Here is a 13,356-nt window from a genome sequence, read left to right as displayed (position 1 = left end):
CACTATAGTTTGCCAATATTATAAGATAGCTTGAAATAAGGTAAAATAAATCTCGTTGTAGCGTCAAAATATTCAGTTACAGAAGAACTATAAATACCACCAGCTAGTTCTATTCTATTTTTCTTATAGCCTAAGGAAAGATTATAAGCAAAATAGCTAAAATCTGCAACAGAAGAAAATGAAGAAATACCGGTATCTTCTCCATTCTCTTCAAAAAATGTGGTTTTTTCAGAAAAGAAGGTTCCTGTATTCATTCTAGAATATCCTACACGCGCAAAAATTTCTCCTTCTTTGAAGATTTTAAAGTGATAATCTGCGTAAATATGAAAATCTTGTATTAAAGTTTTATTATCTGGTTGAGCTCCAAAATCTCCTTCTATATCATCGATTCCTGCTAAAAAGACATCATATCTTAAAGAGTGAGAAAATCCTAGTGACCAATTTTTTGTGATAAAATAATCAAACGCATAAGATAATGCCGCAGATGAATTACTCTGATCAATATTACGAGGAAAACCGTCTCTCTTTATAAATTCAGAATCATAAATAGGAGTAATTCTATATTCTGGTGAGACTTTAAGGAAAAGACCACCCTTTCTGTTTTCGATATCATAAGACTTTTGTGCTGTTAAACCAGCTGTTACCAGTAGAAAAAAGGAAAGAATTATGTAGTATTTCATAATTAGTTATGAGTGAATAATTATAAAGAGCTACTTTTTTGATAAAAGTAGCTCTTTTATAGATTTAATTTACTGTTTAGTCTAAAGTGTAGTTTATTTATTCTAAAGAAATAATAAACCACTTGTTACCAACAAGCTAAAAACAAAGGCTTTAAAGTTCTAGTTGTGAAAATATGTAAAATTTTTCTTACAAAGAATACATTTTCAAAATTTAAGACCTGCCTTCACGCGTATTTTTTGATCAAATTGTAAAGATTGTTTCTCTGGTATAAATGAATTTTCAAGTATAGGTTTTGAAATCTGTAATGCCGAAAAAATATTTTCTTTAGGGTTGTAATTAATTCCACTAGTTAATGAAAGGCTATTAAACCTTACCTGACTTCCTGTTTCTTTTAAAAATGAAGAGTTAACACCCATGAAGAAAGATAATTTTTGACTTTGATTAAAGGAGATTATCAATGGTATCTCACTATTTGTTAGTCCTAGTTTGCGCTCAACACTTTTACCAGAAATAAGTGTTAACTCACCAAAGGATAAAAGATTTATTAGTTGAGATTCTCTGAGGGAGATGGGTGAGCTATTATCTAAAAAAGAAGTGTCATCCTTATTAACTATCAAAACTTCATTGAAAGTTTGTCCATATGAAAACGAACATTTTACAATTAAAAAAAAGGCGAAATAAATTTTTATAAATCTACTCAACTTTGTAATGTCTTTCATAATTACATGTTTGGCTTCCTATATGCTCTAAAGGTAATATGCTGATAATTAAAATTAAAATTATAATTTATTATTTAAAGATGCTGTTAGAGTTTTGAAAAGATACGGAGTGTGGCAGCTTTCGCGAAAGCGTTATTCGCTTTTTACCATTTTCATAACACTACACTATCTCAAGGTTCTATAATTTTAAATTATGAAAAACTGGACCGATAATCAGCTTGCATTTGTAATCGCGCGTATAACCATAGGTATTAATTTCTTATTGCATGGTGTAGTGCGACTTCCTAAAATGGAAGGCTTTGCCAGCGGACTATCAAAAGGTTTTGAGGGAACGATGCTACCTCCTGCACTTGTGGAGCCTATTGCTTTTGGACTTCCTATTGTAGAACTTGTACTAGGAGTGCTGCTCATCATAGGTTTCAAAACACGACTTGCTGCGGCATTGAGTTTCATATTAATCACATTATTAATGGCGGGCACTTCTTTTAAAGAAGACTGGGATCTGGTAGGCTCACAAATGATTTATGTAATTTTCTTCTTCATTTTTATTAAAAATTTACGCCACAATACCTTTGCGATAGACGGCACTTCAAAGACGGTAGTAGACGGATTTACAGGCCAATAGTAACTAAAACTTTACTGGTTTGTAATAGTGAATAATACGCTTTCGCGAAAGCGTAACTAACATTTTACCATTTTCATAACAGCAACAAAAGTGCATGCTCCCTACCTTTATAAAAAAAGAAAAGCATGGGATTTGAACATTACGACATATTTGTTATAGGCACAGGAAGTGCGGGAAGACAGGTGGCAACACGCTGTGCAAAGGCAGGAATGAAAGTAGCTATTGCAGATAATCGTGAGTATGGCGGTACATGTGCAAATAGAGGCTGCGATCCCAAAAAAGTATTACTAAACGCTAGCGAAATCATAGCTCGCACTTCACACATGGCAGAAGTAGGTATAACTGAAGTCGCTACCATAAACTGGCAAGCGCTGCAAAAATTTAAAGAAAAATTTGTTTCTGCAATGCCTGTAAAAACAGAAGATTCTCTCGAACAAGCTGGGATTACCATGTATCACCAGTCTCCAGAATTTATAGAAGAAGGACTACTCATTGTAGAAGGCAAAAAGGTGACCGCAGATAAAGTGGTAATTGCTACCGGACTTATCCCAAGACCTTTACACTTTAAAGGAGCAGAGCTTTTTAAAACCTCAGACGATTTTCTTGAGCTTCCAGAGCTTCCAGAAAGCATCATCTTTGTAGGTGGAGGTTATATCGCCATGGAATTTGCACATATTGCTGCTCGATGCGGTGTAGATGTTACTGTAATAGATCGAGGCGAGCGTGTGCTAAAAATGTTTGACAAAAGTATTACGAGTTTGCTACAAGAAGCTTCAACAGATATAGGAATCAAGTTCATTTTTGAAGCAGATGTGGTAGGAGCAGAAATGCTTCAAAAAAACACACGCGTATTTTACAAACAAGATGGAAAAGAGCATGAACTAAAAGCCGAAATGGTTTTTAATACCTCTGGACGTGTTCCATCAATTGACATGCTTGCTCTTGACAAAGGGAATGTAGAAGCCACATCCCGAGGAATCAAGGTAAATAAATACTTACAGAGTGTCTCTAATCCTAACGTATATGCATGTGGTGATGTGGCAGATAGTGGTTCTTTACCGTTAACTCCGCTTTCAAGTTTAGAAGGAAAACATGTAGGTATGCAGCTTGCAACTGGTGAGCGCAAAGTATATAGCTTTCCTGCGATTCCTACCGCGGTTTATACCACGCCACAACTCGCTACTGTAGGTCTCACAGAACAACAAGCTAAGGCCGAGGGGATCGAGTATAAAGTGCTGTCAGAACATGTGCCAGAATGGTTTAGTATTAAGAGACTTAACTCGCCATATTATTGCTATAAGACTTTGAAGGGTCCTAATGATGAAATTCTAGGTGCCGAGATACTCGCACCAGAAGCTAGTGAGATGATCAATCTATTTGCAATGGCAATACAGCAGAAGATGACGTGTACACAGTTTAGAGAAACGATTTTTGCATATCCTACGTTTGCTAGTGATATGCAGAGTATGGTTTAATTATCGAGAAACCGTTCCTTAAATTTTAAGTGAGGAGCGGTTTCCTTATTCTTAAAGGCGTGTAACATTGTAATTACTACTAATACTATTGCGCCTAATAATGCATAATAAGCAATGCTTTCATGCTGGTCTTTATGTCTTATAAATATCGCTACAAGTGCCCACACAGCTACTAGTGCAAACTCTCGCATATTACGCATCCACACCATAAGCACATTTACAAGTACTGCAATAGTAATCATCACCATGGTCCATACTACTTCGTTAAGTGGTCCTCCTGTCCAACCTATACTTGCAAAAAATGCAGAAAAATTTGCTATAGTTGCTACTGCTATCCACCCAGAATAGATGCAAATAGGCCACCACACTAAACCAATAACCTCAATAGGAGCATCCCATCGTTCCATATTAGTACGCCATATTACGAGTAATAAGCTAGACAAAATCCCTAACATGATAAGTACAGATAATCCTACGTATTCATACGTAAAGGCAACCACCCATGCAGCATTAAGAAAATTTGCAATAGCAAACCACCAGCCAGTCTGTACAATGAACGGAGATTCTTTTTTACTAAAGAAAGCGCGGCGTAATTGAAAAAGTGAATACCCTAATAGCATTAAGAAAATGACACCCCAGATAGAAAATGCATACCCTGCTGGTGTAAATAAATTCTCATATTTATCTGAAGCTTCACCTATCGTAGTATCGTTCCAGCGCTGGGCTTGTGACAGTCCGTTTACAGCTAACACTAATATCACAGAAAGAAAATTTACAATCGCATAGGTCTTTTTCATAATCACTGATTTTTAGTAAAGTTACAGAGGCTACTATGTTCAAACACCCCTAGCTACTGCTAAAATATTCACAAAACCGAAGTTTTGCTTAGTCCAGAATCTCACCTGCAAATTTTTCGCAAAGTGCTAGGGTATCTTTTACGTCGTCAAAAGTAGTACGCGGATTTATTAAACACATACGCAGCACCACTTGCTTATTGAGTATCGTAGTTACCAGTTGGGCCTCACGAGATGCTGTTACCATCCCAGAGATTTTCTGATTGAGTTCATCTAGTTGCTTCTCTGTAAATTTATTTCCAATAGGGTTATACCTAAAGTTGATGATCGCGAGCGTAGCTGGTGATACAATCTCCCATTTTTTACTTTTACGGAGTAGCTTTTCTGTCTTTTCGGCAATTTTGATATTATATGTGATGGCGTTTCTAAATCCTTCTAATCCAAAAGTTTTTAAAGACATATAAAACTTAAGTGCTCTAAAACGTCTTGTAAGTTGAACACCGTGATCATAAAAATTAATCTCAGATTCATTACCTTCTATATCTCTCAAATACTCTGGTTTCTCAACAAAAGTACTTTTCAAGTATTTGTGATTACGTATTAACAGGCAACCCATCTCGTAAGGTTGGAAAAACCACTTGTGCGGATCTACAGTAAGAGAATCTGCTTTAGAAATTCCTTTTAAAAGTTCTTTTCCGTTTTTTGCTAGAATCGCAGCTCCTCCATATGCTCCATCTATGTGGAACCACAGTTTCTCTTCTTTACAAATTTTTGAAATTTCAGTAAGAGGATCTACTGTACCCGTATTTGTGGTTCCTGCAGTAGCAATTACACAAAACGGATTGTAACCTTCCAGTCTATCACGAGCGATAGCACTACGAAGTTTTATCGTAGAAAATTTAAACTCAGAGTCTGTTGGGATTAATCGTATTTGATCTTTTGTAAAACCTACGATACGCAACGCCTTTATGTTTGACGAGTGTGCTTGATCTGAAAGGTAGATAACTGCATTTGCAAAATCTTCCCCACACATTACACGACGAGCGGTAACAATAGCAGTGAGGTTTGCCATAGACCCTCCACTTGTAAAAATTCCTCCACCTTTTTTAACTGGAAAGCCAAAAATCTTAAGTAACCAACTTATGGTTACAATCTCTAGTTCTGCTGCTGGTGGTGATTGTGACCAGCCGCCAGAAAATATATTAAATCCTGTAGCAAGCGTGTCAGACATAGCACTCACGTAGTTACTAGGTCCTGGAACAAATGAAAATGACTTAGGATGCGTAGAAATCGCACTTTGTTTCATCACCTTTTCTATCACAAATTCAAGTACTTCTTGTGGATCTGAAGCTTTCTCTGGCGCTTCTTCTAGAAACATCTTATCCATTTCTTCACGAGTTCCAGAAGCCAGAGGAAACTTACTGTTTTGTGTATCAAAATGTTCTACTACGGCATCTACAATACGGTATCCGTAGGCAGTCATTTCTTCTTTTGACAGTTCTAATTTGTCTTTATCCATCACCTGTTGTATTAAGGCTGCAAAGTTAGACTATTGCTCAGACCATTAAAAATGTGTGCCGTGGTAATTAAAAAGAAGATTGCAGGAACTAGTATTTCCTCATGATGCTATACATCAATTAAGCAATTAAAATTACTTCATCTGGAGTTAGTACAAATACCTCATCACCATCTTCTGGTTCTAGTAAATAATTACCTGTAAAAGTTCCAAAGGCAGGTAATATGAGTTGGCTTTTCTTCTTGAAAAAACAAGGCATTTTTAGCGCTTGTCTTCCCATACCCTGCAGTCGAACTCCTGGGTGAATGTGACCGCAAAAATTGTATAAACCATCTCGTTCTTCGGGATGGTGCGTGAGTAAAAAACCGTCAATGATTCTCTCGCCATAAATTGTAATCCCTAGCTTTTCAAATCGCAATGGAGAGATGATGTCATGATTTCCAATCACCAATGTGAATTTGACAGTCTGGTCACTTATCCATTTTTCAAAATAAGCCCATTCTATATTAAGATCAGAATGAAATAAGTCTCCTAAAAAACAAACCTCCTGAGGGTTGTAATATGCAATTGCTTTATCCAACTGCTCAAAATTAGTTTGTATCGCTTCTTGAGGAACGGCACTACCGTGTTTTCTAAAATGAGCTACTTTCCCAAAATGCACATCGGCAATGAGTAATATATCTTGCTCCTCCCAGTACATTGCGCCAGTAGGGTGTAGTAAAAATGTATTATTAGAAATTGTAGTTTGAGTCACTTGGTAAAGTTACAAATGACGTCGCTTTTTTTACAACTTCCCCGTATCTTTATATCGTGCAAAATAAATACGATTATATCATTTTAGGTGCTGGTCTTTCTGGACTAACGACGGCACTTCGTATGGCAAGAGATCCTTTTTTTAAGAATGCATCTATCGCTATCATTGACCAGAATCTTGACAAGAAAAATGACCGCACTTGGTGCTTTTGGGAGACCACTCCAGATCTGTTTGAAAGCGTCGTTTCTTACTCTTGGCCAACAGTCTTAATTAAAGGAAATAAACAAAGTACGACCATAGATATCGCTCCATACGCTTACAAGAAAGTGGAAAGCGAGCAATTGTACGCTTTCGCGAAAGCGGAATTATCGCAACATAGCAATATCACGTTTATACATGGTAAAGTAACGCATGTCACTGAAAATGAAAACGGAGCAATAGCTTACACTGTTGATCATGAATATCATGCTACCACAATTTTAAACAGCTTTTACAAGCCAGAGCAACTAGAAACTCAGCAAGAAGCTGTGGTATTACAACAGCATTTTGTAGGCTGGTTTGTAAAAACTGACAAGGCTGTTTTTAATCCAAAAGTAGCAACGTACATGGATTTTAGCATAGCTCAAAAAGGGAACTGCAGATTTATGTATGTACTTCCTACTTCGCCTCAAGAAGCACTTATAGAGTACACATTGTTTTCTAAAGATTTACTACCAAAGGAAGAATACAAAGAAGCTATAATGGATTATTTAAATAATCTTGGAGTAACAGATTATGAAATCACAGATCAAGAATTCGGGAGTATCCCTATGACCACTTATGATTTTACACAACATAATAGCAAGCATATATTACACATAGGTACCGCAGGTGGGTGGACAAAAGCGAGTACAGGATATACGTTTAAACATACCTTAAAAAAATCGGCGGCGCTTATTGATTTTTTAAAAAGTGGTAAACCTCTAAAAAATTATAGCCTTAAAAACCGCTGGACTTTTTATGATGGCGTATTACTTGAGGTGCTTGCTGCGCACAATGAACGTGGTGCAGAGATTTTTACACGCATGTTTAAAAAAGGAAAAGCCGCACATATCTTTAAATTTCTAGATGAAGAATCATCCTATAAAGACGAGCTTGAAGTTATTTTAAGTGCGCCTAAAATTCCTTTTATAAAAGGAGCATTTAAGGTGTTATTTAAAAAATAGCAGTTTATTTATTTGAGAATATGTCTACCAGACCATCGAGTGTATCGACAGTATAATCTGGCTTTTGAGCTAGTGGATACATTTGTTTACCTGGCCTGCTTATAAACGTAGTTTGCATTCCTGCTCTTTTTGCACCAGTGATATCCCAACCATGAGCAGCTATCATCATAGCATCATCTGCTTGTACATTCAATTTTGAAAGTGCCCAACTATAAACTTCTAAGCTAGGTTTAAAAGCTCCTACAGTCTCACAACTTAGTAACGTGTCAAAGTTATCTTTTATCCCAGCATATGCTAACTTCTCGGCTAGTCCAGAAGTTGATGAATTTGTGAGTGCAACGAGCTTGAAGCCTTGATCCCTGAGCGCCTCTAATGCTTGTTTTACCTCTTTATAAGGCATCAAACTTTTAAAAGGCTTAATTACCGCATCTTCAGCTTGCTCTTTTGTAATGGTAATACCATTACCTGCGGCTACCATTTGCAATGCTGCGACACCTATCTCGCTAAAATCTTTATAATCTCCTGTTACGTTTTCAACTAGTGAGTAATGTAATAATGTGCTGAACCATAATGGCACAAGCTCCTCTCTCCCGTTTAAAACACTAGTAACGCTCTTTTTCAAAGCTGTAAGCTCTAAAAGTGTCTCGTTAACATCAAAAAATAATACAGAAGGCGCTTTCATAAGATCGGTTTGCTACAAAGTTAGTGAGTGCTTGACACAATATATCTTAAAGAAACAGTAAGGTTATATTAAGAAAGACGTTAAATACCACGTTCTTTTTGAATCTGCTCGTAAGCTTCTTGTACGTTTCTAAACTTTTCCTCGGCACCCTTTCGGTAGGCTTCATCCATGTCCATAAGTTTATCTGGGTGATATTTTTTGGCCATGGTTCTAAAGGCTTTCTTCACCTCATCATTACTAGCAGATTTATCTATTTCAAGTATTTTATAAGCACTATCTGCTTTCTTAACAAACATGTTTTTGATACTCTCAAAATCTTGATGGTTGATTCTAAAATATCCTGCAATGGTGCCCAGCACATTTACCTCTGGCTGACTTATTTGTCCATCTGCTCCTGCGATACCAAATAAGAAGTGTAAAATCTGTAATCGTACCTCATAACGCGTTCTCGCATTAAGGTACGTACATATATTTGATGCCGAAATCTCACGATTTTTAATCACATCATTAAAAGTTCTAAAGGTTGCATTTGCACGCTCCTTTCCATACGCTCTCACAAAGTAGGCTCTAGCATAATCTAGCTCAGTCTGGCTTATTTTTCCATCTGCCTTAATCACGATAGATGCAAGTGAAAGCAAGTTAAGTTCAAAATCGCCAGGTGATACATTCTGCTGTGTGGCTTGCTCAAAAACATCTTTAAAACGTTGCCCACGAGATCCACCCTCAGATGCTCCCTTATTTGTACTCATCATCATGTCTATCGCACTACCGATAAAGTAGCCTATGACAGCGCCAAAAAATCCACGTGCTAAAAACCAACCTACTACGGCTCCTATATATTTAATCATATGTACTTTTCAATCTTTTAGAACTGCAAATCTACGAGTTCTTAAGATTAGACGAGAGCAAATTCTGTTTGTTACGCTTTTGTGCCATACTTACAGCTTGTTATAAAAGCGGTAGGAAATTATTGTAATAATCTGACATATTTTCCGTCATACAAAGGAGGAACACTTTTTGTACCTTTGTTATCAAAATATATTGATTATGTATCCACCAGATTTAGTAAAACCTATGCGTGAAGACCTTACCAGAAATGGCTTCACAGAATTACATACAACAGACGACGTACACGCTGCAATGAAAAAAGAAGGAACAACCCTTATGGTTGTAAATTCTGTTTGTGGTTGTGCTGCTCGTAACGCACGTCCAGCTGCTGTACACGCTACAGTAAACGGGAAAACGCCAGATAACTTATTTACTGTGTTTGCAGGAGTAGACGGTGAGGCAACAGATCTTGCACGTTCTTTTATGGTACCATTTCCTCCATCAAGCCCTTCTATGGCGCTTTTTAAAGATGGAGAGTTAGTACATATGTTAGAACGTCACCACATTGAAGGAAGACCTGCAGAAATGATTGCAGAAAACCTTATGGATGCTTTTAACGAGCACGTAAAGTAGTCTGTAGACTTTTAGTCGCTAGACGGCAATAAAAAATAAGCCACTCTTTTTAGGGTGGTTTTTTTATGCTTTCGCGAAAATTTTAAAGACTAATAACCTTGTCAGTTTAATATAAACTAGCGAATTTTAGTTTTTATAATTAAAAGTTGAAATGAAATTTCTTCCATCAAAAAGAAAGAGGTTTTGCTTGGTAAATAGTCAAGTAGAAACTGTTGATAGACTTATAAGGAGAACTAAGAAATCCGATTGGTTAATTTCCACATCAACTGAAAAATCATTTATTGGTGAAATTAATGGTAATAAGTTTCGTCTTATTTCTTCAAAAATTGGTCGAGGTGCATTTTGTAAGTTGACTGGTGAAGTCAATACTACAAGTGGCTTTGTTGATGTTGAAATTCATAAAGCATTTAAGATTTTACTTAGCCTTCTTTACCTATTGCCAGTAATTGGCATCACGACTTTTCTAATGAAAGACGAAAAGGAATTTTCAACGTTAATGGCAGTAAGTTTTATTAGTCAAATTCTCATTATAAGATTCATCGCAATCCCTTTAACCTTTCATAGAAACTTAAAAGATAGTCTTAATAGACTTCGAGACGTTCTTGATATTGAATGGACAGAACATTAAGAAACAATAAACACTGCAGAATGACAGAACACCAAGAACTCATAGACAACACCATCACCTTTGTAAAAACTACGCTTGCAAACGCCGAAGGTGGTCACGACTGGTTTCATATAGAACGCGTGTATAAAAGCGCCGTTAAGATAGCTCAAGGAGAAAAGGTAGATCCTCTTGTCGTCGCTCTTGGGGCATTATTACATGACATTGCAGATTCAAAATTTTTTAATGGTGATGAAACCATTGCTCCAAAAATGGCAACAGAGTTTCTGTTAAGTCAAAACTGTGATAGTACGGTAATTGAGCATGTCGTTCAGATTATAAAAAATATCTCTTTTAAAGGAGGAAATAAGACGCAAGCATTTACATCCCCAGAGCTTGATGTCGTGCAAGATGCAGATAGACTAGACGCTCTGGGAGCCATAGGGATTGCACGCACCTTTAACTACGGAGGATTTAAAAATAGAAAACTCTATGATCCAGCAATAGCACCTCAGCTAGATATGACAGTAGAGGAGTATAAAAAAAGTACTGCTCCTACCATCAATCACTTTTATGAAAAGCTGTTACTATTAAAAGATAGAATGAACACCAAAACTGGTAAAAAAATGGCAGAGAAACGCCACCAATATATGGAAGGCTTCCTAGCCCAATTTTATGCCGAATGGGAAGGTTTAAAATAGCAGATTATACCACATTAAAAGCCCTGAATGTCAAATGACATTCAGGGCTTTTTTATTCAAATTTTCGCGAAAGCGTAACTTGTAATCTACTTTTTAAGAGCAACAACTTCTTCTTGTTTTAAGTGCTCTGCAAAAAAGCCCATCATAGCTTTGTACAACTCCAACGTGTTTTCTTCTTTGCCAAAACCGTGACCCTCATCATACTTCACCATATATGGCACCTCAACGCCGCGAGTTCTCAACTGCGCTACAATTTGGTCTGCCTCGTCTATATTTACTCGAGGATCATTTGCTCCTTGCACCACAAATAATGGCTTTACAATCTTATCTACATGTAAGGCTGGAGAAATCTCATCCATGATTTTCTTCTCCTCTGGCTTGTTAGGATTGTACCAGATGGTATGTAACATATCACGATACTTCTCCCAGTATGCCGGGATAGTTTCCATAAAAGTATGCAAGTTACTCACACCTACATAATCTACACCACAAGCATATTTTTCTGGTGTTTTGGTCATTCCACGTAGTACGGCATATCCACCGTGACTTGCACCATAAATAGCAACCTTATCTTTGTCAATCTGTCCGAGAGAAACTGCATAATCAACACCATCTTCTACATCATCCATCGCTTTGCGACCTATTTGTCCAAAACCAGAGGTGTAAAACTCTTTACCATATCCACCAGAAATTCTAAAGTTTACGGCTAGTGTAGCATAGCCTCGGCTAGCAAATAATTGTGCTTCTGGGTTAAAACCCCAGCTATCACGTATTCCTTGAGGACCTCCATGCGGATTTACAATCATAGGCACTTTTTGATCTTCTTTCACACCATTAGGCATGGTAAGATACCCGTGTAAAGTAATCCCATCACGACTCTTAAAAGTGATAGGAGTCATTGCAGCCATATCTTGCTCCTCAAGTTGAGGAAGAATTTTATACAGTAACGTTACCGTATCCTCTTCAACATCATAAAGGTGATACTCGCCTATAATGCGATCGCTCGTTACCACCACCATCATTTTACGCTCGTCATCTGTGCGTCCTACTACATAAAAATCTTTATCTCCAAAATCTCTCTGCAAACGTTTTTGCACCTTTTTGTAGGTGTCACTTACAGGTACGATTACCGCCTTCTCACCATTGTGCGAAAAATAATCAACCTCATAGTTACGCTTTCGCGAAAGCGCAATTCCGCTCACATCATACGTCTCATCTTTGTACATCGTTGCCAGCACTTTATTTGCTCGCAAATCATAACGCTGAATTTCGATTTTATCTGTCTCAAGATTAGAAACCACATAAGCCGCATCCGGATTATCTGAAGCATAATCAAAACGACTGATACCAAAAGTTTCTCCAAAAGGGACTTCCATTATTTTTACAAACTCATCATCAATATTGTAAAGCAACTCCATGTCTACCCCATTGATGATTCTTGAGATTGCACGTAGATTTCCATACTTATCAAAATCATATCCTGCTACCGGTGCATCACCCTCATGTACGGTGTACAGCTTCTCGATAGCACCCGTGTTAATGTTTAGCTTGTAAGGCTCCTCCTGCGCAGGATTGTCCTTGTTCATCTGCACGATAACGTGATCTTTATCTTCTTTAAGAACGGCTAGTACAGCTACGCGTACCTCATCAAAAGGTGTTAACTCTTCATTACCACTACCGTCTAGATTTACTCCAAAGAGATGGTAGTTTTCATTACCTCCTTTATCTTGTGAGTACACAATACGATCTTCACTTGCCCAGAAGTAGCTACGTATTAAATCTTCCTGCTGTTCTACAAGCTTGACTTCAGTTTGAGTAGTCGTATTTTTAAGAAATAAATCTCTTTTTCCATCTTCTCTACGCTTCATGTACGACAGGTACTTTCCATCTGGTGAAAGTTTAAACGCATAGGCTTCTGGCGTCTGGAAGTAATCTTCTACTTTATATTTAAAATTCCCATCTTCTTGCGCAATGAGCTTTGCAAGCGACTCATTTGATGATGGTAATGTTGTATTTCCTGGGAGTGTTTTTTCTATTTTCATTAATTGTAATGGATAGTCAGTACCTAGCTGTGTGTAGGTTCCTGAGATGTTATCATTTGTAATAGTCCCAAGATACCTCATTTTTAGTTTTGCACTT

At 37.2% G+C, this 13,356-nt stretch carries 14 protein-coding genes; 6 read left to right on the top strand and 8 right to left on the bottom strand.

What is annotated here, in order from left to right; all coding sequences use genetic code 11:
• Nucleotides 1-2: 2 nt before the first annotated feature.
• Entirely contained in the window at nt 3-680 is a 678-nt protein-coding gene (locus tag DCS32_RS06870) for a hypothetical protein (RefSeq protein WP_108877590.1), read from the bottom strand.
• Nucleotides 681-884: 204 nt separating this feature from the next.
• Nucleotides 885-1,400, bottom strand: coding sequence for a hypothetical protein (locus tag DCS32_RS06865; RefSeq protein ID WP_108877589.1), 516 nt, complete (start codon nt 1,398-1,400; stop codon nt 885-887).
• 193 nt (nt 1,401-1,593) lie between these two features.
• On the opposite strand from DCS32_RS06865, the gene DCS32_RS06860 reads away from it, so the two are divergent.
• Both DCS32_RS06860 and DCS32_RS06855 read left to right on the top strand, forming a co-directional pair.
• Nucleotides 1,594-2,025: a DoxX family protein gene (locus DCS32_RS06860; RefSeq protein WP_108877588.1), complete on the top strand. Its 432-nt coding sequence runs from the start codon at nt 1,594-1,596 to the stop codon at nt 2,023-2,025.
• Nucleotides 2,026-2,150: 125 nt separating this feature from the next.
• Entirely contained in the window at nt 2,151-3,500 is a 1,350-nt protein-coding gene (locus tag DCS32_RS06855) for a dihydrolipoyl dehydrogenase family protein (RefSeq protein ID WP_108877587.1), read from the top strand.
• On the opposite strand, the gene DCS32_RS06850 is transcribed toward DCS32_RS06855, so the two are convergent.
• The 3 genes from DCS32_RS06850 to pdeM all read right to left on the bottom strand — a co-directional run bounded on the left by DCS32_RS06850 (nt 3,497) and on the right by pdeM (nt 6,564).
• A complete protein-coding gene (locus DCS32_RS06850; RefSeq protein WP_108877586.1) occupies nt 3,497-4,297 on the bottom strand; it encodes a hypothetical protein in 801 nt (266 codons plus the stop codon). The genes DCS32_RS06855 and DCS32_RS06850 overlap by 4 nt on opposite strands.
• An 88-nt stretch (nt 4,298-4,385) precedes the next feature.
• Nucleotides 4,386-5,813, bottom strand: coding sequence for a pyridoxal phosphate-dependent decarboxylase family protein (locus DCS32_RS06845; RefSeq protein WP_108877585.1), 1,428 nt, complete (start codon nt 5,811-5,813; stop codon nt 4,386-4,388).
• Nucleotides 5,814-5,931: 118 nt separating this feature from the next.
• Nucleotides 5,932-6,564 (bottom strand): ligase-associated DNA damage response endonuclease PdeM, encoded by a 633-nt coding sequence (gene pdeM / locus DCS32_RS06840; protein ID WP_108877584.1) that lies wholly within the window; start codon nt 6,562-6,564, stop codon nt 5,932-5,934.
• A 56-nt stretch (nt 6,565-6,620) separates the two neighbouring features.
• Between pdeM and DCS32_RS06835 the strand changes: the two genes are divergently transcribed.
• Nucleotides 6,621-7,769 (top strand): lycopene cyclase family protein, encoded by a 1,149-nt coding sequence (locus DCS32_RS06835; RefSeq protein WP_108877583.1) that lies wholly within the window; start codon nt 6,621-6,623, stop codon nt 7,767-7,769.
• A gap of 4 nt (nt 7,770-7,773) precedes the next feature.
• Here the strand turns inward: DCS32_RS06835 and DCS32_RS06830 are convergent, their stop codons facing one another.
• Complete coding sequence (locus DCS32_RS06830; RefSeq protein ID WP_108877582.1) at nt 7,774-8,451, bottom strand: haloacid dehalogenase type II; 678 nt, start codon at nt 8,449-8,451, stop codon at nt 7,774-7,776.
• A gap of 80 nt (nt 8,452-8,531) precedes the next feature.
• Nucleotides 8,532-9,299 carry a TerB family tellurite resistance protein gene (locus DCS32_RS06825; RefSeq protein WP_013750523.1) on the bottom strand — a complete coding sequence of 256 codons (768 nt, stop codon included), beginning with the start codon at nt 9,297-9,299 and terminating at the stop codon, nt 8,532-8,534.
• Nucleotides 9,300-9,498: 199 nt separating this feature from the next.
• On the opposite strand from DCS32_RS06825, the gene DCS32_RS06820 reads away from it, so the two are divergent.
• From DCS32_RS06820 to DCS32_RS06810, 3 genes are all read left to right on the top strand, one after another.
• Nucleotides 9,499-9,912, top strand: coding sequence for a BrxA/BrxB family bacilliredoxin (locus tag DCS32_RS06820; RefSeq protein ID WP_108877581.1), 414 nt, complete (start codon nt 9,499-9,501; stop codon nt 9,910-9,912).
• Nucleotides 9,913-10,063: 151 nt separating this feature from the next.
• The gene (locus tag DCS32_RS06815) at nt 10,064-10,540 is read left to right on the top strand and encodes a hypothetical protein (RefSeq protein ID WP_108877580.1); all 477 of its coding nucleotides are present in this window, start codon (nt 10,064-10,066) and stop codon (nt 10,538-10,540) included.
• A 20-nt stretch (nt 10,541-10,560) separates the two neighbouring features.
• A complete protein-coding gene (locus DCS32_RS06810; RefSeq protein WP_108877579.1) occupies nt 10,561-11,217 on the top strand; it encodes an HD domain-containing protein in 657 nt (218 codons plus the stop codon).
• Nucleotides 11,218-11,303: 86 nt separating this feature from the next.
• Here the strand turns inward: DCS32_RS06810 and DCS32_RS06805 are convergent, their stop codons facing one another.
• Entirely contained in the window at nt 11,304-13,340 is a 2,037-nt protein-coding gene (locus tag DCS32_RS06805) for an alpha/beta hydrolase family protein (RefSeq protein WP_108877578.1), read from the bottom strand.
• Nucleotides 13,341-13,356 lie beyond the last annotated feature (16 nt).

The organism is Dokdonia sp. Dokd-P16 (genome assembly GCF_003095655.1).
GTDB lineage: Bacteria > Bacteroidota > Bacteroidia > Flavobacteriales > Flavobacteriaceae > Dokdonia.
This window is presented reverse-complemented; position numbering and strand designations above follow the sequence as displayed.